Genomic DNA, 23968 nt, shown 5'->3' on the forward strand with positions numbered 1-23968 from the left:
CTGTGTGCTTACTGCGCGGGGCCCTCGATGGCCTCGGACGTCAGCAGACCCGCGTTGATCTCGCGCAGGGCGATCGAGAGCGGCTTCTCGTGGACGTGGGTGTCGACGAGCGGACCCACGTACTCCAGGAGACCCTCGCCGAGCTGGGAGTAGTACGCGTTGATCTGCCGCGCGCGCTTGGCCGCGTAGATCACGAGGCTGTACTTCGAGTCCGTGGCCTCGAGCAGCTCGTCGATCGGCGGGTTGATGATGCCCTCGGGCGCGGTGATGGAAGAGGACACGCTCTACCTTCCGAAGATGGAAAAAAGATCAGACAACGTGCATCAACGTTAGCAGCTCGCGTGCGACGTCCTCGACGGAGGTGTTGACGAGCGTGGTGTCGAACTCCGACTCGGCGGCCAGCTCGACCTTCGCGGCCTGCAGGCGGCGCTCGATGACCTCGGGCGACTCGGTGCCGCGGCCGGTGAGCCGGCGGACCAGCTCCTCCCAGCTCGGCGGGGCCAGGAAGACCAGCTGGGACTCCGCCATGGAGTCCTTCACCTGGCGGGCGCCCTGGAGGTCGATCTCCAGGAGCACGGGCTCGCCGGAGTCCAGACGCTCCAGGACCGCGCCGCGCGGGGTGCCGTAGCGGTTGCCCGCGAACTCGGCCCACTCGAGGAGCTCACCGTTGGCGATCAGCTTGTCGAACTCGTCGTCCGTGACGAAGAAGTAGTGGACGCCGTGCTTCTCGCCGGGGCGGGGCTTCCGCGTCGTCGCCGACACCGAGAGCCAGACCTCGGGGTGGACCTTGCGCATATGAGCGACGACCGTGCTCTTGCCGACCCCTGAGGGGCCGGAGAGCACGGTCAGCCGCGGACGTACCTCTGCTGCCATGCAGCAATTATTCCAGCTTCACCGGGGTGCCCGGGACGCGTGTCCCGGATCGGGAAGCCCCACCGGTCGCCGATCAGGCGCCGGTGCTGCCGAACTCGCGCTCCAGGGAGGCGATCTGGTTGGAGCCGAGACCGCGCACCCGGCGGCTCTCGGAGATGCCGAGCCGCTCCATGATCTGCTTGGCACGGACCTTGCCGACGCCGGGCAGGGACTCAAGGAGCGCGGAGACCTTCATCTTGCCGATGACGTCGTTCTCCTGGCCGGTCTTGATGACCTCGTGGAGGGAGGCGCCGGAGTGCTTGAGTCGATTCTTGACCTCGGCCCGCTCCCGGCGAGCCGCGGCGGCCTTTTCGAGCGCGGCTGCGCGCTGTTCAGGGGTAAGGGGCGGAAGAGCCACGCCTACGTCACCTCGGATGTCGATCTGTCGGATACGGACCGGTGAGGAACCTGGACGCCCCACACCAGTGGAGCAACGATCAACGGAGTGACCGTTGAACGCCTGCTCTGCTCCGGAGACTAGCGGCCGAGGCCGCTCCAGTCAGCGAGAACAGCGGAAAAGTCCTGGTCAGCATCGACCGACCAGGACTTTTCCGGCATATCGACCCGGTTTTGAGCCAAGTTTTCGTCAAGGAGTGAGACGGCTCACCGTCGGGCACCCCCGCCCGCTCCGACCTGCGGATTGTCCGGGGGACGGTCAGCCGGCGACGGCGGCGCGGATCTCGTCCGCGTAGCGGTGCGCCGAGTCCCGCAGGGCGGCCACGTCCGGGCCCTCGCGCAGGACCCCGCGGCTGACGTTCGGGACCACGTTGCGGACCGCCGCGCCGAAGACGGCCGGGAGGTCGGCGGGGGTCGCGCCCTGGGCGCCGATGCCGGGGGCGAGGAGCGGCCCGTTGATGTCGAGGTCGAAGGAGGACAGGTCGCCGAGGGTGGCGCCGACGACCGCGCCGAAGGAGCCCATCGGGGTCTCCCCCGCGTTCTCCTCGGCGAGGTGGGCGAGCATCGTCGCGCCGATGGTCCGGCCGTCCTCGCGGACCGCGCGCTGGACCTCCGCGCCCTCCGGGTTGGAGGTGAGGGCCAGGACGAAGAGGCCGGCGCCGGACTCCCGGGCCAGGTCGACGGCCGGCTTCAGGGCGCCGTAGCCGAGGTACGGGGAGACCGTCAGGGCGTCGGAGAAGAGCGGGGAGTCCTTGCGCAGGAAGGTCTCCGCGTACGCGGCCATGGTGGAGCCGATGTCGCCGCGCTTGGCGTCCATGACGACCAGACCGCCCGCCGCGCGCAGATCGGCGGTGGCGCGCTCCAGGACGGCGATGCCGCGCGAGCCGAAGCGCTCGAAGAAGGCGGACTGCGGCTTGAAGACGGCCACGGTCTCGGCGAGGGCCTCGACGACGGTGAAGGTGAAGCGCTCCAGACCGGCGATGTCGTCGGTCAGGCCCCAGGAGTCGAGCAGGGCGGCGTGCGGGTCGATGCCGACGCAGAGCGGACCGCGCTCGTCCATGGCGGAGCGCAGGCGGGTGCCGAAGGAGAGGGTCACAGGGCGGCCTTTCGGTTGTCGGCGCCGACGGCCTCGGCGAGGGTGGCGTACGGGGAGGCCGCGAGGCGCGCGGCGAGGCCCTTGTGGATCGCGCGGGCGTAGAACGGGCCCTCGTAGATGAAGGCGCTGTAGCCCTGGATGAGGGTGGCGCCGGCGAGGATGCGCTGCCAGGCGTCCTCGGCGTTCTCGATGCCGCCGACGCCGACCAGGACGAGGCGGTCGCCCACGCGCGCGTGGAGGCGGCGCAGGACGGCCAGGGAGCGCTCCTTGACGGGCGCGCCGGACAGGCCGCCGGTCTCCTTGATGAGCGCGGGGTCGGACTTCAGGCCGAGGCCCTCGCGCGCGATGGTGGTGTTGGTGGCGATGATGCCGTCGAGGCCGAGCTCCAGGGCGAGGTCGGCGACCGCGTCGACGTCCTCGTCGGCCAGGTCGGGGGCGATCTTGACGAGGAGCGGGACGCGGCGGTCGGTGACCGTGCGGTCGGCGGCCTCGCGGACGGCGGTGAGGAGCGGGCGCAGGGACTCGGTGGCCTGGAGGTTGCGCAGGCCGGGGGTGTTCGGGGAGGAGACGTTGACGACGAGGTAGTCGGCGTGCGCGGCGAGGCGCTCGGTGGACTTCACGTAGTCGGCGACGGCCTCGGCCTCGGGGACGACCTTGGTCTTGCCGATGTTGACGCCGACGACCGTCTTGAAGACCGGGTTGCGGGCGCCCAGGCGCTCGGCGACGGCGGCGGAGCCCTCGTTGTTGAAGCCCATGCGGTTGATCAGGGCGCGGTCCGGGACGAGCCGGAAGAGGCGCTTCTTGGGGTTGCCGGGCTGGGCCTCGCCGGTGACGGTGCCGATCTCGACGTGGTCGAAGCCGAGCATCGACATGCCGTCGATGGCGACGGCGTTCTTGTCGAAGCCGGCGGCGAGCCCGAAGGGGCCGTGCATCCGCAGGCCGAGGGCCTCGGTGCGCAGCTCCTTGTACCGGGGCGCGAGGACGGCGGCGACGAAGGTGCGGAGCACCGGGATGCGGGCGGCGAGGCGGATCCACCGGAAGGCCATGTAGTGGGCCTGCTCGGGGTCCATCCGCTTGAAGACCAGGTTGAAGAAGAACTTGTACATGGGGTGTCGCTCCAGGTCATGACGAGGGGGACACCGCATGTCTGCCGGTGTCCCCCTCCTCGTACGGGCTCTTAGTCGCGGGCCGCGGTCAGGTGCTCCGCGTGCTCCTGGAGCGAGCGGACGCCCACGTCGCCGTGGTTGAGCGCGTCGATGCCCTGGACGGCCGCGGCGAGCGCCTGGACCGTGGTGAGGCAGGGGACGCTGCGCGCCACCGCGGCCGTACGGATCTCGTAGCCGTCGAGGCGGCCGCCTGTGCCGTACGGGGTGTTGACGATCAGGTCGACCTGGCCGTCGTGGATGAGCTGCACGATGGTCTTCTCGCCGTTGGGGCCTTCGCCCTCGCTGAGCTTGCGGACGACCGTGGCGTTGATGCCGTTGCGCTTGAGGACCTCGGCGGTGCCGGAGGTGGCGAGCAGCTCGAAGCCGTGGGCGACGAGCTCGCGGGCCGGGAAGATCATCGAGCGCTTGTCGCGGTTGGCGACCGAGATGAACGCGCGGCCCTTGGTGGGCAGCGGGCCGTAGGCGCCGGCCTGCGACTTGGCGTAGGCCGTGCCGAAGACCGCGTCGATGCCCATGACCTCGCCGGTGGAGCGCATCTCCGGGCCGAGGACGGTGTCGACGCCGCGGCCGTGCACGTCGCGGAAGCGCGACCACGGCATCACGGCCTCCTTGACGGAGATCGGCGCGTCGAGCGGCAGGGTGCCGCCGTCGCCGTTCTTCGGCAGCAGGCCCTCGGCGCGCAGCTCGGCGATGGTGGCGCCGAGCGAGATGCGGGCGGCGGCCTTCGCGAGCGGCACGGCGGTCGCCTTCGAGGTGAAGGGGACGGTCCGGGAGGCGCGCGGGTTGGCCTCCAGGACGTAGAGGATGTCGCCGGCCATGGCGAACTGGATGTTGATCAGTCCGCGGACGCCGACGCCCTTGGCGATGGCCTCGGTGGAGGCGCGCAGGCGCTTGATGTCGTAGCCGCCGAGGGTGATCGGGGGCAGGGCGCAGGCCGAGTCGCCGGAGTGGATGCCGGCCTCCTCGATGTGCTCCATGACGCCGCCGAGGTAGAGCTCCTCGCCGTCGTAGAGCGCGTCGACGTCGATCTCGATGGCGTCGTCGAGGAAGCGGTCGACCAGGACCGGCCGGGTGGGGCTGATCTCGGTGGACTCGGCGATGTACGACTCCAGGCGGGCCTCGTCGTACACGATCTCCATGCCGCGGCCGCCGAGCACGTACGAGGGGCGCACGAGGACGGGGTAGCCGATCTCGTCGGCGATGGCCTTGGCGCCGGCGAAGGTGGTCGCGGTGCCGTGCTTCGGCGCGGGGAGCCCGGCCTCGGCGAGGACGCGGCCGAAGGCGCCGCGGTCCTCGGCGGCGTGGATGGCCTCCGGGGAGGTGCCGACGACCGGCACGCCGTTGTCCTTGAGCGCCTGCGACAGGCCCAGCGGGGTCTGGCCGCCGAGCTGGACGACGACACCGGCGACGGGGCCGGCGAGGGTCTCGGCGTGGACGATCTCCAGGACGTCCTCGAGCGTCAGCGGCTCGAAGTACAGACGGTCGGAGGTGTCGTAGTCCGTGGAGACGGTCTCCGGGTTGCAGTTGACCATCACGGTCTCGTAGCCGGCGTCGCTCAGGGCGAAGGAGGCGTGGACGCAGGAGTAGTCGAACTCGATGCCCTGGCCGATGCGGTTCGGGCCGGAGCCCAGGATGATCACGGCGGGCTTCTCGCGCGGGGCGACCTCGCTCTCCTCGTCGTACGAGGAGTAGAAGTACGGGGTCTTGGCGGCGAACTCGGCGGCGCAGGTGTCGACCGTCTTGTAGACCGGGCGGACGCCGAGGGCGTGCCGGACCTCGCGGACGACGTCCTCGCGCAGGTCCCGGATCTCGGCGATCTGGGCGTCGGAGAAGCCGTGGCGCTTGGCCTCGGCGAGCAGCTCGGGGTCGAGCTTCTCGGCGGCGGCCAGCTCGTCGGCGATCTCCTTGATCAGGAAGAGCTGGTCGACGAACCACGGGTCGATCTTCGTGGCGTCGAAGACCTCCTGCGGGGTGGCGCCGGCGCGGATGGCCTGCATGACGGTGTTGATGCGGCCGTCGGTCGGGCGGACCGACTCGCGGAGGAGTTCGGCCTTGTCGCCGGGCTCGCCGACGAAGGTGAACTGCGAGCCCTTCTTCTCCAGGGAGCGCAGGGCCTTCTGGAGCGCCTCGGTGAAGTTGCGGCCGATGGCCATGGCCTCGCCGACCGACTTCATCGTGGTGGTGAGGGTGGAGTCGGCCTGCGGGAACTTCTCGAAGGCGAAGCGCGGGGCCTTGACGACGACGTAGTCGAGCGTGGGCTCGAAGGACGCCGGGGTCTTCTCCGTGATGTCGTTCGGGATCTCGTCCAGCGTGTAGCCGACGGCGAGACGGGCCGCGATCTTGGCGATCGGGAAGCCGGTCGCCTTGGAGGCGAGCGCCGAGGAGCGGGAGACGCGCGGGTTCATCTCGATGACGATGATCCGGCCGTCGTCCGGGTTGACGGCGAACTGGATGTTGCAGCCGCCGGTGTCGACGCCGACCTCGCGGATGATCGCGATGCCGATGTCGCGCAGGCGCTGGTACTCGCGGTCGGTGAGGGTCATCGCCGGGGCGACGGTGATCGAGTCACCGGTGTGGACGCCCATCGGGTCGAAGTTCTCGATGGAGCAGACGACCACGACGTTGTCGTGCTTGTCGCGCATGAGCTCCAGCTCGTACTCCTTCCAGCCGAGGATGGACTCCTCCAGGAGCACCTCGGTGGTCGGGGAGAGCGTGAGGCCCTGGCCGGCGATGCGGCGCAGCTCGTCCTCGTCGTGGGCGAAGCCGGAGCCGGCGCCGCCCATGGTGAAGGAGGGGCGGACGACGACGGGGTAGCCGCCGAGCTCGTCGACGCCCTTGAGGACGTCGTCCATGGAGTGGCAGATGACGGAGCGGGCGGACTCGCCGTAGCCGATCTTGGCCTTGACGGCCTCGACGACGCCCTTGAAGAGGTCGCGGTCCTCGCCCTTGTTGATGGCCTCGACGTTGGCGCCGATGAGCTCGACGCCGTACTTCTCGAGGACGCCCTGCTCGTGCATGGAGATCGCGGTGTTGAGCGCGGTCTGGCCGCCGAGGGTGGGCAGGAGGGCGTCGGGGCGCTCCTTGGCGATGATCTTCTCGACGAACTCGGGGGTGATCGGCTCGACGTAGGTGGCGTCGGCGATCTCCGGGTCGGTCATGATCGTGGCCGGGTTGGAGTTGACCAGGATCACCCGCAGGCCCTCGGCCTTGAGGATGCGGCAGGCCTGGGTGCCGGAGTAGTCGAACTCGGCGGCCTGGCCGATGACGATCGGGCCGGAGCCGATGACCAGGACGGACTGGATATCGGTGCGCTTAGGCACGCTCGGCCTCCATCAGGGATACGAAGCGGTCGAAGAGGTACGCGGCGTCGTGCGGGCCCGCGGCCGCCTCGGGGTGGTACTGGACGGAGAAGGCCGGCTGGTCGAGCAGCTGGAGGCCTTCCACCACGTTGTCGTTCAGGCAGACGTGGGAGACCTCGGCACGCCCGTAGGGGGTGTCGGAGACCTTGTCGAGGGGCGCGTCGACGGCGAAGCCGTGGTTGTGCGCGGTGACCTCGACCTTGCCGGTGGTGCGGTCCTGGACGGGCTGGTTGATGCCCCGGTGGCCGTACTTCAGCTTGTAGGTGCCGAAGCCGAGGGCGCGGCCGAGGATCTGGTTGCCGAAGCAGATGCCGAAGAGCGGCGTCTTGCGCTCCAGGACGGCCTGCATGACGGCGACGGGGCCGTCCGCGGTGGCCGGGTCGCCGGGGCCGTTGGAGAAGAACACGCCGTCGGGGTTGACGGCGTAGACGTCCTCGGCGGTGGCGGTGGCGGGGAGGACGTGGACCTCGATGCCCCGCTCGGCCATCCGGTGCGGGGTCATGCCCTTGATGCCGAGGTCGACGGCGGCGACGGTGAAGCGCTTCTCGCCGATCGCGGGGACGACGTACGTCTCCTTGGTGGCGACCTCCTCGGAGAGGTTCGCGCCCTTCATCTCGGGGGCCTGGCGGACCTCGGCGAGCATGGTGCCCTCGTCGGGCAGCGCGTTGCCGGAGAAGATGCCGACGCGCATGGCGCCGCTCTCGCGCAGGTGGCGGGTGAGGGCGCGGGTGTCGATGCCGGAGATGCCGACGACGCCCTGGTTGCGCAGCTCCTCGTCGAGGGAGCGCCGGGAGCGCCAGTTCGACGGGATGCGGGCGGGGTCGCGGACGACGTAGCCGGCGACCCAGATCTTCGCGGACTCGGGGTCCTCGTCGTTGACGCCGGTGTTGCCGACGTGGGGGGCGGTCATGACCACGACCTGGCGGTGGTACGACGGGTCGGTGAGGGTCTCCTGGTAGCCGGTCATGCCGGTGGAGAACACGGCCTCGCCGAAGGTCTCCCCCACGGCCCCGTAGGCACGGCCGCGGAAGATGCGGCCGTCCTCCAGGACGAGTACGGCGGGAACCTTTTCGGCTCCCCTGGTGGAGGTCGTCATCGTGCGATGCCTTCCGTCGTGTTGATCATGGAGTTGATGGTCTCGACCCAGGCCGTGTGCTCGGCCGCCCGGTCCGAGCGGAAGCCGGAGTCGATCTGCTTGCCGCCGTGCTCCCAGGTGACGATCAGGAGCCCGCCCTCGGTGAGGACCTTGCCGGCGATGCCCTTGTCGAGGCGGGCCTCGCGCAGGGCGGCGGTCGGCAGGAAGAAGTCGTTCGCCCCGGGGCGTACGACCTCGATCCCGGCGTCGGTGAGCGTGAGCTCGACGCGGCTGCGGGTGCCGAGGCCGTGGGCGACGATCCGGTCGAGCCACTGCCCGGCGGTCGTGGACCCGTGGTAGCGCCCGCTGAGAGTCAGTTTCGCCTCGCCGGTCGTCTCCGGCATTCCGGGCTGCGGCGGCTCGCCGCCTCCGTTGAGGGTGGTGGTGGGAGACGGGCGGGCGGGGAGCGCGGGGAGGTCCGACTGGAGGCTGCCGCGCCACTTCCAGCCCTGGCGCATGAGCCAGTACACGAGGACGACGAAGAGGAGCAGTCCGGCGACCCAGCCGAGCCGTCCGGCCCAGTCGGTCACCTCCGCCGACTTCTGTTCGGCCGCCTCTGCGGCGATTGCGATGAGTGGTGTCACGCCAGCTTCCCGTCCACGACCGTTGCCCGGCCCCGCAGGAAGGTGTGGGTGACGCGTCCCGGCAGCTCACGGCCCTCGTAGGGGGTGTTGCGGCTGCGGGAGGCGAAGTCCGCGGGGTCCACGACACCACGGTAAGCCGGATCGACCAGCGTCAGGTTCGCGGGCTCACCAGCCGAGACGGGGCGGCCGTGGCCCTTGGCCCGTCCGATGCGGGCGGGCGCGAAGGACATGCGCTCGGCGACGCCGGCCCAGTCGAGGAGTCCGGTCTCGACCATCGTCTGCTGGACGACGGAGAGGGCGGTCTCCAGGCCGACCATGCCCATGGCGGCCGCGGCCCACTCGCAGTCCTTGTCCTCGTGCGGGTGCGGGGCGTGGTCGGTGGCGACGATGTCGATCGTGCCGTCGGCCAGCGCCTCGCGCAGGGCGAGGACGTCCTTCTCGGTGCGCAGCGGCGGGTTGACCTTGTAGACCGGGTTGTACGAGCGGACCAGCTCGTCCGTGAGGAGGAGGTGGTGCGGGGTGACCTCGGCGGTGACGTCGATGCCGCGGGACTTGGCCCAGCGGACGATCTCGACGGAGCCGGCGGTGGAGAGGTGGCAGATGTGGACGCGGGAGCCGACGTGCTCGGCGAGGAGGACGTCGCGGGCGATGATCGACTCCTCGGCGACGGCGGGCCAGCCGCCGAGGCCGAGCTCGGCGGAGACGACGCCCTCGTTCATCTGGGCGCCCTCGGTGAGGCGGGGCTCCTGGGCGTGCTGGGCGACGACGCCGCCGAAGGCCTTCACGTACTCCAGGGCGCGGCGCATGATCACGGCGTCGTCGACGCACTTGCCGTCGTCGGAGAAGACGGTGACGCCGGCGGCGGAGTCGTGCATGGCGCCGAGCTCGGCGAGCTTCTTGCCCTCGAGGCCGACGGTGACGGCGCCGATGGGCTGGACGTCGCAGTAGCCGGCCTCCTGGCCGAGGCGGTAGACCTGCTCGACGACGCCGGCGGTGTCGGCGACCGGGTGGGTGTTGGCCATGGCGAAGACGGCGGTGTAGCCGCCGGAGGCGGCGGCGCGGGTGCCGGTGAGGACGGTCTCGGAGTCCTCGCGGCCGGGCTCGCGCAGGTGGGTGTGGAGGTCGACCAGGCCGGGCAGCAGGATCTGGCCGTCGGCCTCGATCACGGTCGCGCCCTCGGCGGAGAGGCCCGTACCGACCTCGGCGATGGTCTCGCCGTCGATGAGGACGTCCTGGGCTTCGCCGCCGAGGACCTGGGCACCGCGGATAAGGATCTTGCTCATGGTTACTTGTTCTCCTCGGTGCGGGTGTGGCTGACGGCGGACTCGTTGCCGCCCAGAAGCAGGTAGAGGACGGCCATCCGGACGGAGACGCCGTTGGTGACCTGCTCGACGACCGTGCAGCGGTCGGAGTCGGCGACCTCGGCGGTGATCTCCATGCCGCGGACCATGGGGCCGGGGTGCATGACGATGGCGTGCTCGGGCATCTTCGCCATCCGCTCGCCGTCGAGCCCGTAGCGGCGCGAGTACTCGCGCTCGGTCGGGAAGAAGGCGGCGTTCATCCGCTCGCGCTGCACACGCAACATCATCACGGCGTCGGACTTCGGCAGCACGCCGTCGAGGTCGTACGAGACGTCGCAGGGCCAGGTCTCGACGCCGACGGGGACCAGGGTCGGCGGGGCCACCAGGGTGACCTCGGCGCCGAGGGTGTGGAGCAGGTCGACGTTGGAGCGGGCGACCCGGCTGTGCAGGACGTCGCCCACGAGGGTGATGCGCTTGCCGGCGAGGTCCTGGCCGAGGCCCGCGTCGCGGCCGACGAGGCGGCGGCGCATGGTGAAGGCGTCGAGGAGGGCCTGGGTGGGGTGCTGGTGGGTGCCGTCGCCGGCGTTGATGACGGGGGCGTCGATCCAGCCGGAGGTGGCGAGCCGGTACGGGGCGCCGGAGGCGCTGTGCCGGATGACGACCGCGTCGACGCCCATGGCCTCCAGGGTCTGCGCGGTGTCCTTGAGGGACTCGCCCTTGGAGACGCTGGAGCCCTTGGCCGCGAAGTTGATCACGTCGGCGGAGAGGCGCTTCTCGGCGGCCTCGAAGGAGATCCGGGTCCGGGTGGAGTCCTCGAAGAAGAGGTTGCAGATGGTCCGGCCGCGCAGGGTCGGCAGCTTCTTGATGGGCCGGTCGGCCACCCGGGCCATCTCCTCGGCGGTGTCGAGGATCTGGACGGCGTCGTCGCGGGTGAGGTCGGCGGCCGAGATGAGGTGACGCATCATCGGGGTTTCTCTCCGTGGTGGGGAGGTGTGAGGGCATGCGGGTGCGCAGGGCTGTGCCCCGGGCCCCGTCGAGGGGTGCCGGTCCGGCTAGGAGGAGGCGGGCTTGCTGCCGAGCAGGACGGTGTCGCGACCGTCTTCCTCGGCGAGCAGGACCTTGACCGTCTCCCGCAGCGACGTGGGGAGGTTCTTGCCGACGTAGTCGGCGCGGATCGGAAGTTCGCGGTGGCCGCGGTCGACGAGGACCGCGAGCTGGACGGCGCGCGGGCGGCCGATGTCGCCGAGGGCGTCGAGGGCGGCGCGGATGGTGCGTCCGGAGAAGAGGACGTCGTCGACGAGGACGACGAGGCGGCCGTCGATGCCGTCACCGGGGATCTCGGTGCGGCCGATGGCGCGGGCCGGCTTCAGCCGCAGGTCGTCCCGGTACATGGTGATGTCGAGGGAACCGACCGGGATCTTGGTGCCGGTGATCGATTCGAGCTTCTCGGCGAGCCGGCGGGCGAGGTAGACGCCGCGGGTGGGGATGCCGAGGAGGACCACGTCGTCGGCGCCCTTGGCGCGCTCGACGATCTCGTGGGCGATGCGGGTCAGGACCCGCGCGATGTCCGGGGCCTCGAGAACGGGCCGGGCTTCATCGCCGTACTGCTGCTGAGTGTCCATGAAAAAACGGACCTCCTTCTCCGCCTCACGGGACGGCTCTTAAAGGACGTCGGATTTGCGCCGTTCACTTTACCAGGGGTGGGCGGGATCATCCCGCGCACCCCTGTCGTCACTCCGGGCGCCGTCCCCCGGGAGGGGGCGGTACGGACCATTCGGCTTGACGGGTAGGTGTAACGCTGCGTAACCTCACAGTGAGTTACCAGCCGCGCGGCGCAGCCGCATGTCGTCACAGCGTCCGGGAGCGTTATGTCCAGCGAATACGCAAAGCAGCTCGGGGCCAAACTCCGTGCCATCCGCACCCAGCAGGGTCTGTCCCTCCACGGGGTGGAGGAGAAGTCCCAGGGCCGCTGGAAGGCGGTCGTGGTCGGCTCGTACGAGCGCGGTGACCGCGCGGTGACCGTGCAGCGCCTTGCCGAGCTGGCCGACTTCTACGGGGTCCCGGTGCAGGAACTCCTGCCGGGCACGACCCCGGGCGGGGCCGCCGAGCCGCCGCCGAAGCTGGTCCTCGACCTGGAGCGCCTGGCCCACGTCCCGCAGGAGAAGGCCGGCCCGCTCCAGCGCTACGCGGCGACGATCCAGTCGCAGCGCGGCGACTACAACGGCAAGGTGCTGTCGATCCGTCAGGACGACCTGCGCACGCTCGCCGTCATCTACGACCAGTCCCCCTCGGTCCTCACCGAGCAGCTGATCAGCTGGGGCGTCCTGGACGCGGACGCGCGCCGCGCGGTCGCCCACGAGGACAACTGACCCTGCCGAGGGCGTAGCAGAAACGTACCGCCGGGCCCGTGGACGTCATCCGACGTTCACGGGCCCGGCACTTTTCTTTCCCCCAGGAGCCCCTGGTACGCGAACAGGAGCCCCGGATACGCGAAGGGGCCCGCAGCACCGAGTGCTGCGGGCCCCTTCGCGCGCCGTACGGGACCTAGGCGTCCGCGTCGCGGCGCAGGCGCGGCTTCAGGTCCTTGAAGCGCCCCAGCAGACCGTTGACGAAGGTCGGGGACTCGTCGGTGGAGAACTCCTTGGCGAGCTGCACCGCCTCGTCGATCGCGACCGCGTCGGGCGTGTCGTCCTCCCAGATCACCTCGTACGCACCGAGGCGCACGATGTTCCGGTCGGCGACGGGCATCCGGTCGAGGTCCCAGTCCACCGCGTAGGTCGCGATGAGCTCGTCGATCCGCGCCACGTGGGCGGCGTACCCCTCGACCAGCTGCATGGTGAAGTCGTTGACCGGCGGCTGGCGGTCGTCGGACCGCGAGAGCCGGACCTGGTCCGCGAGGACCTCCTGGACGGAGGCGCCGCGCTGGTCGGCCTCGAAGAGGATCTGGAAGGCGCGCTTGCGCGCCTTGCTCCGAGCAGCCACGGCTACTTGTTCACCCGGCCGAGGTAGCTGCTGTCGCGGGTGTCGACCTTGACCTTCTCACCGGTGGTGATGAAGAGCGGGACCTGGATCTCGTGGCCGGTCTCCAGGGTGGCGGGCTTGGTGCCACCGGTGGAGCGGTCGCCCTGGACGCCCGGGTCGGTGTGCTGGATGGTCAGCTCGACGGCGGCCGGGAGCTCGACGTAGAGCACCTCGCCCTCGTGCTGCGCGACCGAGGCGGTGAAGCCCTCGACGAGGAAGTTGGCGGTGTCGCCGACGGCCGCACGGGAGACGTGCAGCTGGTCGTAGGTCTCCATGTCCATGAAGACGAAGTAGTCGCCGTCCATGTAGGAGAACTGCATGTCGCGGCGGTCGATGGTGGCCGTGTCGACCTTCACACCGGCGTTGAAGGTCTTGTCGACGACCTTGCCGGACAGCACGTTCTTGAGCTTGGTGCGCACGAAGGCCGGGCCCTTGCCGGGCTTGACGTGCTGGAACTCGACGACGGACCAGAGCTGGCCGCCTTCGAGCTTGAGCACCATGCCGTTCTTGAGGTCGTTCGTGGAAGCCACGGTTGCGGAATCTCCTGGACTGACGTGGACCGAGAAGGCAGGGCGCGCCTACAGCGCGAGCAGCTCCTTGGTCGTGATGGTGAGTAGCTCGGGTCCGCCGTCCGCCTCCTGGCGTACGACGAGCGTGTCATCGATCCGGACTCCGCCCCGGCCCGGGAGGTGGACCCCCGGTTCGACGGTGACCGGCACGCAAGCGTCCAGTTTACCCATGGCCGAAGGTGAGAGCTGCGGGTCCTCGTCGATTTCGAGCCCCACTCCGTGCCCGGTGAGGGGCACGGTGGCCCCCGCGTGCCCCGCGGCGTCCAGGATCTGGCGGGCCGCCCGGTCCACGTCCCGGTAGTCGGCGCCGGGCGCGAGGGACTCGCGGCCGGCCCGCTGAGCGGCGAAGACGAGCTCGTACAGCTCGATCTGCCAGTCGGCGGGGGTGGTGCCGATGACGAACGTCCGGCCGATCTCGCACCGGTAGCCGCGGTAGTCCGCGCCGAGGCAGACGGTGAGGAAATCGCCCTCCTCGACCCGGCGGTCGGTGGGCCGGTGCCCCCGGCGCCCGGAGTGCGGTCCCGTCCCCACCGAGGTCGGGAAGGCGGCCCCGTCGGCGCCGTGGTCGACGAGCCGCCGCTCCAGCTCCAGGGCGAGGTGGCGCTCGGTCCGCCCCACCAGGATCGACTCCAGGAGCTCGCCGAGGGCCTGGTCGGCGATCTCCGCCGCGATCCGCAGGCAGGCGATCTCGTCCTCGTCCTTGACGATCCTGAGCTGCTCCACGGCGCAGGCGAGGTCGGCGAGGCGCAGTGCGGGGGCGACGGAGCCCATGGCCCGGTGCCGGGCGACCGTCAGATGGTGCTCCTCGACGGCGAGCGCGTCGGCGCCGGCCCGGCGGGCCAGGTCGACGGCGGCGACCGCCGGATCACCGCCCCCGGCGGGCATGACCTGCTGCCGGAGCAGTTCGTCGAGCCGCCCGTCGGCCGGTTCGCCACCGGGCGCGACGGGGCAGAGCAGGACGTCCGCCTCCGGTTCCGGCCCGACGAGCAGGACGGCGCCGGGCGGTGAACCACCCGCGAGATAGCGGACGTTGGCGGGACGGGAGACCAGGGCCGCCGGGCTGCCCGCGGCCGCGCACCGGTCGCGCAGCCGCACACGGCGGTCCGCATACACCTCTGACATGCTCCGAGCCTACGAGCGTCGCGGCGGGCCGTCCTGTTCAGAACGGCCGTCCGGGCGGGGTCACCAGGTGGGCGGGCTCGCGATCGCGCGGGCGAGGACGTCGTCGAGGACACGTGCGGTGGTCTCGACGTCGTACGTGGAGTTGTCGATGATCGGCAGGCCCGAGCCGTACCAGCCGGCCATCCTGCCGTGGATGGCGGCGACCTCCTCGTCCGAGAGGCGCCGGTTGCCGCTGCGCTCGGCGTTGCGCTCCAGGACGATCTCCAGGCCGGGCAGCAGGACGACGGGCAGCAAGCCGGGGCCGACGTGGCGCTTCCAGCCGCCGAGGCCGACGACGGGCCGGTCCGGGAAGACGGCGTCGTCGACGATGCAGGAGATGCCGTTGGCGAGGAAGTTGCGCGCGGCGAAGCCGCAGGTGCGGCGGGGGGGCCGGTACTGCGCCTCGGAGTGCTCGTTCCAGCCGGACTGCGGGTCGGCGAAGCCCGAGCAGACCCACTCGCGGACGTCGTCGAGGCTGATGTGCGCGGTGGGCACGCGGCGGCGCTGCGCCCAGTGCCGGGCGACGGTCGTCTTGCCCGCGCCCGCGGGGCCGATGAGGAGTACGGCGAGGGTCGCCGCGCCGGTCCCGGCGCCGTGCTCCACGGGCGGCGCGAGCGGCGCGCTCACGGGCGGCAGCGGCACGTGCCCGGTCAGGTCCGCGCGCGGCGGGGCGGAGGAGGGGTGCTGCGGGGCGGCGGGGTGCGGCCCGGAGCCGGGATGCTGCGGGGCCCCGGGGTGCGGCGCGCCGGCCGGATGGGGCGCCGCGGGATGCTGGGGGCCCGCCGGGTGGGGTGCGGCAGGGTGCGGGGGACCCACCGGATGCTGCGGTACGCCTCCGGGGGCGCCCCAGCCCGGCTGGGCGTGCGGGGGCCGGGGAGCCCCGGCCTGGACCGTCGGATGCACACCGAGCCGGGGTCCGGACGCGGGCCCCGGGTACGGGGTGCCCGGCGGCACCGACGGAGGAACGGGCGGCTGCCCGCCGAGGTCCCCGCCGCCCGCCGGCCCCCCCACTGCGTGCTGCATCCGGTGCCACTCCGTCTCGTACGCCTGCTGGATCCCCGGACCGGTGTGTCCGTGGACGGCGGAACGTTACCGTCCCCGACCCTCACAGGTGCAACGCCCGGGGACGCCCCCTGGTGCCCGGTCGGGCCCCCTCGGGATCTGTCAGTCGGCGAGTTCCTCGGCGAGCGCCCGCAGCGCCAGCCGGTAGGAACCGATCCCGAACCCGGCGACCGTGCCGGTCGCCACGGCCGCGACGACCGAGGTGTGCCGGAACTCCTCGCGGGCGTACGGGTTCGAGATGTGCACCTCGATCAGCGGGGCGGTCCGCTGGGCGGCGGCGTCCCGCATCCCGTACGAGTAGTGCGTGAACGCACCGGGGTTGATCACCACGGGGATCGAGCCGTCCGCGGCCTCGTGGAGCCAGCGGATCATCTCGCCCTCGTCGTTGGTCTCCCGGACGTCGACGTCGAAGCCGAGCTCCGCGCCGAGGGTCCGGCAGGACTCGACGAGCCCCTTGTAGGAGGTGGCGCCGTAGATGTCGGGCTCGCGGGAGCCGAGACGGCCCAGGTTGGGGCCGTTGAGCACCAGAACCGGACGCGTCTCGCTCACGCGGACACCTCGCCGTACGCCGCGATGAGGACGGCCGGGTCGGGACCCTCCAGGACGGTCGGCTTGGCGAGCCCGTCGAGGACGATGAAGCGCAGCAGGTCGCCGCGGGACTTCTTGTCGACCCGCATGGTCTCCAGGAGCTTCGGCCACTGGTCACCGCGGTAGGTCAGCGGCAGGCCGACGGACTCCAGGATCGCCCGGTGCCGGTCGGCGGTGGCGTCGTCGAGCCGCCCGGCGAGGCGGCCGAGCTCGGCGGCGAAAACCATGCCGACGGAGACGGCGGCGCCGTGGCGCCACTTGTACCGCTCGTTCTTCTCGATGGCGTGGGCGAGGGTGTGGCCGTAGTTGAGGATCTCCCGGCGGCCCGACTCCTTGAGGTCGCCGGAGACGACCTCCGCCTTGACCTTGATCGAGCGGACGAGCAGCTCGGCGGTGTGCGGACCGGCCGGCGTACGGGCGGCCTGCGGGTCCTCCTCGATGAGGTCGAGGATCACCGGGTCGACGATGAAGCCGGCCTTGATGATCTCCGCGAGACCGCTGACGTAGTCGTGCACCGGCAGCGAGTCGAGCGCCGCGAGGTCGCACAGGACCCCGGCGGGCGGGTGGAAGGCGCCGACGAGGTTCTTGCCCTCGGCGGTGTTGATGCCCGTCTTGCCGCCGACGGCCGCGTCGACCATGGCCAGGACGGTGGTCGGCACGGCGATCCAGCGCACGCCCCGCAGCCAGGTCGCGGCCACGAAGCCCGCCAGGTCGGTGGTGGCGCCGCCGCCGACGCCGACGACGACGTCGCTGCGGGTGAAGCCGGTCTGGCCCAGCGCCTTCCAGCAGTAGGCGGCGACCTCGGCGGTCTTCGCCTCCTCGGCGTTCGGCACCTGGATGGCGACCGCCTCGTAGCCCTGCTCGGCGAGGTCCGCGCGGAGCGCCTCGCCGGTGTCGGCGAGCGCCTCCGGGTGGATCACGGCGACCCGCTTGGCCTGGGTGCCGATCAGGCCGGGGAGCTCACCGAGGAGCTGCCGCCCGACCAGTACCTCGTACGGATCGGTGCCCGCGGAACCGCCGACCTGGATACGGGTCACCTGGTCCTGGTCCGTCATACGTCCTTCAACTCCAGTGCGTCGAGGACCGCCTGGGCGACCTCTTCGGGCGTGCGGTCGTCGGTGGCGACGACGGCGCGTGCGACTTCTTCGTACAGATGGCGGCGCGCCTCCATCAGCTCGCGCCACTGGCGGCGCGGGTTGACGGCGAGCAGCGGCCGGGCGGTGTTGAGTCCGACCCGCCGCACGGCCTCCTCGACGTCCATCGAGAGGTACGCGACGGGCAGACCGGCGAGCAGGGCGCGGGTCCCGGCGTCCAGGATCGCGCCGCCGCCGAGGGCGAGGACGCCCTCGTGCTCGGCGACGGCCTTGGCGACCGCGGCCCGCTCCAGGGCGCGGAAGTGCTCCTCGCCGTCCTCGACGAAGATGTCGGAGATCTCGCGTCCTTCGGCGGCGACGATGTCGGCGTCGGTGTCCCGGTAGGGCGCGCCGAGCCGTTCGGCCAGGAGCGCGCCCACCGTGGACTTGCCGGAGCCCATGGGCCCGACGAGGACGACCAGGGGTCCGCCGGTCACCGGATGTTCAGGTTGTCGAGGTACGACCGCACGTTGCGGCGGGTCTCGGTCACGCTGTCGCCGCCGAACTTCTCGACGACCGCGTCCGCGAGGACGAGCGCGACCATGGCCTCGGCGACGATGCCGGCGGCCGGGACGGCGCACACGTCGGAGCGCTGGTGGTGGGCGGCCGCGGCCTCGCCGGTGGCGACGTCGATCGTGGCCAGGGCGCGCGGGACGGTCGCGATCGGCTTCATCGCGGCGCGGACGCGCAGCAGCTCGCCGGTGGTCAGACCGCCCTCGGTGCCGCCGGAGCGGCCGGAGGTGCGCTTGATGCCGTCCTCGGTCCGCACGATCTCGTCGTGCGCCTGCGAACCGGGCACGCGCGCCAGCTCGAACCCGTCGCCGACCTCGACGCCCTTGATGGCCTGGATGCCCATGAGGGCGGCGGCGAGCCGGGCGTCGAGACGCCGGTCCCAGTGGACGTGCGAGCCGAGCCCGACGGGCACGCCGTACGCGAGGACCTCGACCACACCACCCAGGGTGTCGCCGTCCTTGTGGGCCTGGTCGATCTCCGCGACCATCGCCTTCGACGCGTCGGCGTCGAGGCAGCGGACCGGGTCGGCGTCGAGCTTCTCGACGTCGCCGGGGGCCGGGTAGACGCCGTACGGAGCCTTGGCGGCCGCGAGCTCCACGACGTGGCTCACGATCTCGATGCCGGCGGCCTCCTTGAGGAAGGACCGGGCGACGGCGCCGAGGGCGACACGGGCGGCGGTCTCCCGGGCGCTGGCGCGCTCCAGGATCGGCCGGGCCTCGTCGAAGCCGTACTTCTGCATGCCGGCGAGGTCGGCGTGGCCGGGCCGGGGCCGGGTCAGGGGCGCGTTGCGGCCCGTCTCCTTGAGCTCCGAGGGGTCGACCGGGTCGGCCGACATGACCTTCTCCCACTTGGGCCACTCGGTGTTGCCGACCATGACGGCGATCGGGGAGCCGAGGGAGAGTCCGTGCCGGACACCGCCGAGGAAGGTGATCTCGTCCTGCTCGAACTTCATGCGGGCGCCACGCCCATAGCCGAGGCGTCGCCGCGCGAGGTGGTCGGCCACCAGCTCAGTGGTGACCGGGACGCCGGCGGGCAGACCCTCAAGGGTCGCGACCAGCGCGGGTCCGTGGGATTCCCCAGCGGTCAGCCAACGCAACCTGCTCAACGATGCTCCTCTTGCTCGCGCCTGGGCACTGCGACGACGCGGCCGGGTGCGCGGCCCTGGCCCGCCAACCCCGATCCTCCCACGTCCGGGGGACGAACCCGCCCTCCGGTCCAGCTATCGGACGTCGGCCTCGCTCTCCTGGACGGCCTCGCCGCTCTCGCGGTCGGCCTCGCTCTCCTCCAGGGGCGCGCCGAATCGCTCACGCAGCCAGCCGAGCCCGAGGTGGACGACCACGGCGCAGCCGAACGCGAGCAACGGATACCTCACCCATTCGGGCAAGTGGTGGTGGAACGCCGCGAAGACCAGTCGCACGAGGTCAAAGGCCACGCCCCACCGCGACGCCAGTACGAGTTCCCCGCCCGTGTCCACTACCGCTCCCCCGTGATCGACTCGGTACGGGGTGGAGCCTACCGAGCCGCCAGCGCCCGCTCCCCCGCCGCCCGCATGGCCGCGAGCGGGGCCTTCGGGACGCCCGTCATCTGCTCCACCTGGAGGACGGCCTGGTGGACGAGGAGGTCGAGGCCGCCGACGACCTTGCCGCCGCGCTCGGACCAGGCGGCGGCGAGCGGGGTCGGCCAGGGGTCGTACAGGACGTCGAAGAGCGTGCCGACCCGGTCGGGGACGGCGGTCGCCAGGGCGTTCGTGGTGCCGGCCGGGGTGGTCGCGATCACCAGCGGGGAGGCGAAGGCCTCGGCCGCGTCGTCCCAGTCGGCGGTGCGGACGTCCACGCCGAGCCGCTCGCCCCAGCCGCGCATCTCCTCGGCCCGCGCCTCGCTCCGTACGTACGCGGTGACGGGGCCCGCGCAGATCCGGGCGAGGGCGGCGAGCGCGGAGGAGGCGGTGGCGCCGGCGCCGAGGACGGCCGCCGACTCCACCTTCTCGACGCCGCGCTCGCGCAGGGCGGCGATCATGCCGGGGATGTCGGTGTTGTCGCCGACCCGGCGCCCGTCCTCGCGGAAGACGACGGTGTTGACGGCCTCCACGGAGGCGGCCGTGTCGCTGATCTCGTCGAGCAGCGGGATGATCGCCCGCTTGAGCGGCATCGTCAGCGAGAGCCCGGCCCAGGTCCCGTCCAGCTCGCCCACGAACCCCGACAGCGCCGCCTCGTCGACCTCGAAGCGCTCGTACGACCAGTCGTCGAGCCCGAGCTCGGCGTACGCGGCCCGGTGCAGGACCGGGGAGAGCGAGTGGGCGATGGGCGAACCGAGGACGGCCGCGCGATGTTGCTTGCTCACTGGCCCTGCTTCCGTTGCTTCTCATACTCCGCGACGTTCCGGTTGTGCTCTTCGTTCGTCACGGAGAAGACGGTCTTGTTCTCGTTGATCGAGACGAAGTAGTACCACGGCCCGTCGGCGGGGTTCATCGCCGAGTTGACGGCCTCGATGCCGGGGTTGCTGATGGGACCGGGGATGAGCCCGATCACCTTGTACGTGTTGTACGGGTCGTCGATCTTGCGCAGGTCATCGACCGTGCCGACGTCGAGGGTGCTCTGACCCTTGAGGTAGTTCACCGTCGAGTCGAACTCCAGGCGGCCCACGGTCTCCATGTTGCCGGGCTTGAGCCGGTTGTAGACCACGCGCGCGACCTTGTCGAAGTCGTGCTTGTACTTGCCTTCGACCTGCACCAGGCTCGCGACCGTGACGAGTTCCCACGGCCCCTTCAGACCCAGCGCCTTCGCCTTCGCGTTCAGGTCGAGCTTGGTGTACTCCTGGTTCGCGCGGGACACCATCTTGCGCAGGGCGTCCTCGGGCTTGGTGCCCTTGGCGACGGGGTAGCTCGCCGGGAAGAGGAATCCTTCCAGGGGGTCCTTGACCTCTTCGTGGTTCTTGGCCCAGTCGGGCAGCCCGAGGGAGTCCGCCTTCGCGAGCGCGATCTTCTTCGTGGTGCCCGGAGCCAGGTCGAGGCGCTCGTCGAGCTTCTCGTAGACCCAGGCGTTCCGCTTGCCCTCGGGAATGATGAGGTTGGCCTGGCTGACCGGGTTCAGCATCAGCGTGACGGCGCTCTCCGCCGACATCTCCTTCTTCAGCGTGTAGGCACCCGCCTGGATCGAGAGACCCCGCGGGTTCTTCTGCTGCGCCGAGACGAAGGCGTCGACGCTCTTCACGACGCCGGCCTTCTTGAGGATGTTGCCGATCTCGTAGCCGCCCGCGGCCTTCGGGATCTCGACCTGGACCTCGCCGCTGCCGCTGCCCGTGTAGTCGGGCGCCGCGCCGAACTCGCCCTGCCAGAACTGGTAGCCGAAGTAGCCGATGCCGCCGACGCCGCCCACCAGGACGAGCGCGACGACCAGGCAGGCCACGCCGTTCTTGCCTTTGCGTTTCTTCGCTTTGCTGCGGCGTTCGCGGTCGTCGTCGCGGGAGCCCCGGCCGCGCCCGCGGCCCGGCTCCTCGTGGTAGTCGTCGTCCTCGTCGTCGCCGCCCGTGAAGAAGGGGTGCTTCTCCTCCTCCGGCTCCGGCTCCGGGTGCGCCTCTTCCTCCGGCGCCCAGTCGACGACCGGCTCCGGCGGGTTCTGCCGGCGGCCGGGCGGCTGGGGCGGCGGGTAGGCCTCGGGCGTCCCGTAGAGGTCCGGGTTCTGGCCGCCGTACGGATCGGCCGGGGGCGCGCCGTAGGCCATCGCCGCCTGACCGGTCTCCCAGTTGCCGTCGTACTGCTGTCCGAGCTGCCCGGGCGTGTCGTAACCGCCGCCCGGGTACCCCGTCTCGTACTGCTGCGGCTGCTGGAACTGCTGCTGATGATGCTGCTGGTACTGCGGATCGACGTACTGCTGCTGGGGCGGCTGCTGCTGGTACTGCTGCTGCGCCTGCTGCTGGTACGGGTCGCCCCCGTAGCCCTGACCGCCGCCCTGACCGTACGGATCCGCGTAGCCCTGGCCCTCGTGGCCGTACTGGCTCGCCTGCTGCGGGTGCGGGTACTGCTGCTGGCCCTCCCACCCCTGGTCCCCGTAGAGCGGGTCCCCGGGGTGCCACGGTTCGGAGCCAGGGCCCCGGCCATACTCAGTCATCGATCCCCAAAACAGCCGCGAGGCTTCCGGACGATCCGCCTCTACGTAGTGCGGCAGCTGTTCGAACACCGCCGCATCGCGCGGAACGTTACCGTATCGCGATCAGTTGACACCGATCCCTCCACACCGATAGTCGGAGAAATCTCCAGCGGTCACCCGCTTGGCTTCCTGCTTCAGCGCCGGTCGCCCTGTCCGGGACCGCTCCCGTCGGGGTCTTGCACCGGCTCCACAGGCCGTCACCGCCAGCCCGGCGGCCAGAAGGTTCTTCGCCCCGTTCTCATCTCTGTCGTGAGTCGTCCCACAGCCGGGGCAGGTCCAGTGGCGGACCCCGAGCGACAGCTTGGCGAGCACGTATCCGCAGTTGGAGCACGTCTTGCTCGACGGGTACCACTGATTGATCACGACAAGCCGACGACCGTACCAATGGCACTTGTACCCCAGCATGGCGCGGAGCTCCGACCAGGATGCATCGGAGATCGCGCGCGCCAGCGAGCGATTCTTCAACATGCCCCGCACATTGAGGTCCTCGATCACGATCATTTGGTTTTCACGAACGAGTCGAGTAGTCAGTTTGTGCAGGTAATCCCTACGCCGGTCGCTGATCTTGGCGTGAACCCTCGCGACTTTGAGCTGTGCCTTCTGGCGGTTCCGTGACCCCGACTGCTTCCGTGCCAGTTTCCGCTGAGCGCGTGCGAGACGCTTCCTGTCGCGCCGCTCGTACTTCGGGTTGGCGATCTTCTCCCCTGTCGACAGCGTCGCCAGCGTCGTGAGCCCTACGTCGAGCGCGACAGCAGGACTGTCAGCCGGCGGCAGCGGCCGAACCTCCGGATCCTCCACCAACAGCGATACGAACCAGCGGCCGACCCCGTCCCGCGAAACAGTCACGGTAGACGGTTCCGCGCCGGGCGGGAGGGCCCGCGACCAAACGATGCGAAGCGGCTCGCTCAGCTTCGCGAGCGTCAGACGCCCATCGCGCCACCGGAACGCCGAACGCGTGTACTCCGCTGTCGCGCGTGACTTCTTCCGCGACTTGAACCGCGGGTACTTCGCTCGCCCCTCCCAGAAGTTCACGAACGCCCCCTGCAAGTGCCTCAGGGCCTGCTGCAGAGGGACAGAGGACACCTCGCTCAGGTAGGCGAGTCCTTCGGCCTTCTTCCAGTTGGTGAGCATCGCCGAAGTCTGAACATAATTCACGCGTTCACACCTCTGGGACCACGCCTCGGTGCGAGCTTGGAGAGCCAGGTTGTAGACCTTTCGCACACACCCGAACGTGCGAGACAGCTCTGCCGCCTGCGCATCGGTCGGATAGAAACGGAACTTGAAGGCCCGTCTCACACGCTTGCCCTTCACAGCTCGCACGTTAGCGCCGCAGTCGCTGAACGAAGCGAAAACAAGAGAAGTCAGATAATCACTTCGACACCCTCGCCGGGCGGATTACCTGATACCCGTTCGGACTCAAGAGCGTTCTGAAGGATGATCACGGCGGCGGCCTGGTCGATGACGGACCGCCCCTTCTTCGCCTTCACGCCCGAGGCCCGCAGGCCCTGGGTCGCGGTGACGGTGGTCATCCGCTCGTCGACGAGGCGGACCGGGACCGGGGCGATGCCCTTGGCCATCTCCCGGGCGAAGGCGCGGACCTTGGTCGCGGCCGGGCCCTCCCGCCCGCTGAGCGAGCGGGGCAGGCCCACGACGACCTCGATCGGCTCGTACTCCTCGACGATCTGGCGGAGCCGCCGGTGGGCGGCCGGGACGTCGCGTCCCGGCACGGTCTCCACCGGCGTGGCGAGGACCCCGTCGGGGTCGCACGAGGCGACCCCGATCCGGGCGTCCCCGACGTCGACCGCGAGACGGCGGCCGCGGCGCATC

25 protein-coding genes are annotated in these 23968 nt (G+C 70.9%); 1 reads left to right on the forward strand and 24 read right to left on the reverse strand.

Annotated elements, in window-relative coordinates:
• Positions 1-8: 8 nt before the first annotated feature.
• From rpoZ to pyrR, 11 genes are all read right to left on the reverse strand, one after another.
• On the reverse strand, positions 9-281 hold the full coding sequence (rpoZ, locus tag SVTN_RS06745; protein WP_005319902.1) for a DNA-directed RNA polymerase subunit omega: 273 nt from the start codon (positions 279-281) through the stop codon (positions 9-11).
• Between the two features lie 28 nt (positions 282-309).
• Positions 310-873: a guanylate kinase gene (gene gmk, locus SVTN_RS06750; protein WP_078908242.1), complete on the reverse strand. Its 564-nt coding sequence runs from the start codon at positions 871-873 to the stop codon at positions 310-312.
• Between the two features lie 73 nt (positions 874-946).
• Complete coding sequence (locus tag SVTN_RS06755; RefSeq protein ID WP_030204477.1) at positions 947-1270, reverse strand: integration host factor; 324 nt, start codon at positions 1268-1270, stop codon at positions 947-949.
• Positions 1271-1567: 297 nt separating this feature from the next.
• A complete protein-coding gene (gene pyrF / locus SVTN_RS06760) occupies positions 1568-2404 on the reverse strand; it encodes an orotidine-5'-phosphate decarboxylase (protein ID WP_041128231.1) in 837 nt (278 codons plus the stop codon).
• Positions 2401-3510: a quinone-dependent dihydroorotate dehydrogenase gene (locus SVTN_RS06765; RefSeq protein ID WP_041128232.1), complete on the reverse strand. Its 1110-nt coding sequence runs from the start codon at positions 3508-3510 to the stop codon at positions 2401-2403. Before SVTN_RS06765 ends, pyrF begins: the two co-directional genes overlap by 4 nt.
• Before the next feature lie 71 nt (positions 3511-3581).
• The gene (carB, locus tag SVTN_RS06770; RefSeq protein WP_041128233.1) at positions 3582-6890 is read right to left on the reverse strand and encodes a carbamoyl-phosphate synthase large subunit; all 3309 of its coding nucleotides are present in this window, start codon (positions 6888-6890) and stop codon (positions 3582-3584) included.
• Entirely contained in the window at positions 6883-8025 is a 1143-nt protein-coding gene (gene carA, locus SVTN_RS06775; protein ID WP_041128234.1) for a glutamine-hydrolyzing carbamoyl-phosphate synthase small subunit, read from the reverse strand. Before carA ends, carB begins: the two co-directional genes overlap by 8 nt.
• On the reverse strand, positions 8022-8648 hold the full coding sequence (locus SVTN_RS06780; protein WP_041128235.1) for a PH-like domain-containing protein: 627 nt from the start codon (positions 8646-8648) through the stop codon (positions 8022-8024). The genes carA and SVTN_RS06780 overlap by 4 nt, the downstream gene beginning before the upstream one ends.
• Positions 8645-9931: a dihydroorotase gene (locus SVTN_RS06785; RefSeq protein WP_041128236.1), complete on the reverse strand. Its 1287-nt coding sequence runs from the start codon at positions 9929-9931 to the stop codon at positions 8645-8647. The genes SVTN_RS06780 and SVTN_RS06785 overlap by 4 nt, the downstream gene beginning before the upstream one ends.
• Positions 9932-9933: 2 nt before the next feature.
• On the reverse strand, positions 9934-10914 hold the full coding sequence (locus SVTN_RS06790; protein ID WP_041128237.1) for an aspartate carbamoyltransferase catalytic subunit: 981 nt from the start codon (positions 10912-10914) through the stop codon (positions 9934-9936).
• An 87-nt stretch (positions 10915-11001) separates the two neighbouring features.
• On the reverse strand, positions 11002-11571 hold the full coding sequence (gene pyrR / locus SVTN_RS06795) for a bifunctional pyr operon transcriptional regulator/uracil phosphoribosyltransferase PyrR (RefSeq protein WP_041128238.1): 570 nt from the start codon (positions 11569-11571) through the stop codon (positions 11002-11004).
• Between the two features lie 246 nt (positions 11572-11817).
• Between pyrR and bldD the strand changes: the two genes are divergently transcribed.
• Positions 11818-12318: a transcriptional regulator BldD gene (bldD, locus tag SVTN_RS06800; protein WP_017242229.1), complete on the forward strand. Its 501-nt coding sequence runs from the start codon at positions 11818-11820 to the stop codon at positions 12316-12318.
• A gap of 175 nt (positions 12319-12493) precedes the next feature.
• Here bldD and nusB read toward each other — a convergent pair whose 3' ends face one another.
• The 13 genes from nusB to ruvX all read right to left on the reverse strand — a co-directional run bounded on the left by nusB (position 12494) and on the right by ruvX (position 23967).
• The gene (gene nusB, locus SVTN_RS06805; protein ID WP_041128239.1) at positions 12494-12931 is read right to left on the reverse strand and encodes a transcription antitermination factor NusB; all 438 of its coding nucleotides are present in this window, start codon (positions 12929-12931) and stop codon (positions 12494-12496) included.
• Positions 12932-12933: 2 nt separating this feature from the next.
• Positions 12934-13500, reverse strand: coding sequence for an elongation factor P (efp, locus tag SVTN_RS06810; RefSeq protein ID WP_041128240.1), 567 nt, complete (start codon positions 13498-13500; stop codon positions 12934-12936).
• Positions 13501-13548: 48 nt separating this feature from the next.
• Positions 13549-14661, reverse strand: a complete 1113-nt coding sequence (locus SVTN_RS06815) for an aminopeptidase P family protein (protein WP_041128241.1) — start codon at positions 14659-14661, stop codon at positions 13549-13551.
• Between the two features lie 60 nt (positions 14662-14721).
• Positions 14722-15723: an AAA family ATPase gene (locus SVTN_RS06820; RefSeq protein WP_245727465.1), complete on the reverse strand. Its 1002-nt coding sequence runs from the start codon at positions 15721-15723 to the stop codon at positions 14722-14724.
• Positions 15724-15864: 141 nt separating this feature from the next.
• The gene (gene aroQ / locus SVTN_RS06825) at positions 15865-16311 is read right to left on the reverse strand and encodes a type II 3-dehydroquinate dehydratase (protein ID WP_041128242.1); all 447 of its coding nucleotides are present in this window, start codon (positions 16309-16311) and stop codon (positions 15865-15867) included.
• Positions 16308-17405 carry a 3-dehydroquinate synthase gene (gene aroB / locus SVTN_RS06830; protein ID WP_041128243.1) on the reverse strand — a complete coding sequence of 366 codons (1098 nt, stop codon included), beginning with the start codon at positions 17403-17405 and terminating at the stop codon, positions 16308-16310. The genes aroQ and aroB overlap by 4 nt, the downstream gene beginning before the upstream one ends.
• On the reverse strand, positions 17402-17920 hold the full coding sequence (locus tag SVTN_RS06835; RefSeq protein ID WP_041128244.1) for a shikimate kinase: 519 nt from the start codon (positions 17918-17920) through the stop codon (positions 17402-17404). The genes aroB and SVTN_RS06835 overlap by 4 nt, the downstream gene beginning before the upstream one ends.
• Entirely contained in the window at positions 17917-19101 is a 1185-nt protein-coding gene (aroC, locus tag SVTN_RS06840; protein ID WP_041128245.1) for a chorismate synthase, read from the reverse strand. Before aroC ends, SVTN_RS06835 begins: the two co-directional genes overlap by 4 nt.
• A gap of 114 nt (positions 19102-19215) precedes the next feature.
• On the reverse strand, positions 19216-19428 hold the full coding sequence (locus tag SVTN_RS06845; RefSeq protein ID WP_159026430.1) for a hypothetical protein: 213 nt from the start codon (positions 19426-19428) through the stop codon (positions 19216-19218).
• A gap of 80 nt (positions 19429-19508) precedes the next feature.
• The gene (locus SVTN_RS06850) at positions 19509-20336 is read right to left on the reverse strand and encodes a shikimate dehydrogenase (protein ID WP_041128247.1); all 828 of its coding nucleotides are present in this window, start codon (positions 20334-20336) and stop codon (positions 19509-19511) included.
• Positions 20333-22102, reverse strand: coding sequence for an endolytic transglycosylase MltG (gene mltG / locus SVTN_RS06855; protein WP_041128248.1), 1770 nt, complete (start codon positions 22100-22102; stop codon positions 20333-20335). Before mltG ends, SVTN_RS06850 begins: the two co-directional genes overlap by 4 nt.
• 102 nt (positions 22103-22204) lie before the next feature.
• Entirely contained in the window at positions 22205-23452 is a 1248-nt protein-coding gene (locus SVTN_RS06860; protein ID WP_041128249.1) for an RNA-guided endonuclease InsQ/TnpB family protein, read from the reverse strand.
• 50 nt (positions 23453-23502) lie between these two features.
• A complete protein-coding gene (ruvX, locus tag SVTN_RS06865; protein WP_052499010.1) occupies positions 23503-23967 on the reverse strand; it encodes a Holliday junction resolvase RuvX in 465 nt (154 codons plus the stop codon).
• Position 23968: the final 1 nt, after the last annotated feature.

Origin of the sequence: Streptomyces vietnamensis (genome assembly GCF_000830005.1) — a bacterium.
GTDB classification, from domain to species: Bacteria; Actinomycetota; Actinomycetes; order Streptomycetales; family Streptomycetaceae; genus Streptomyces; species Streptomyces vietnamensis.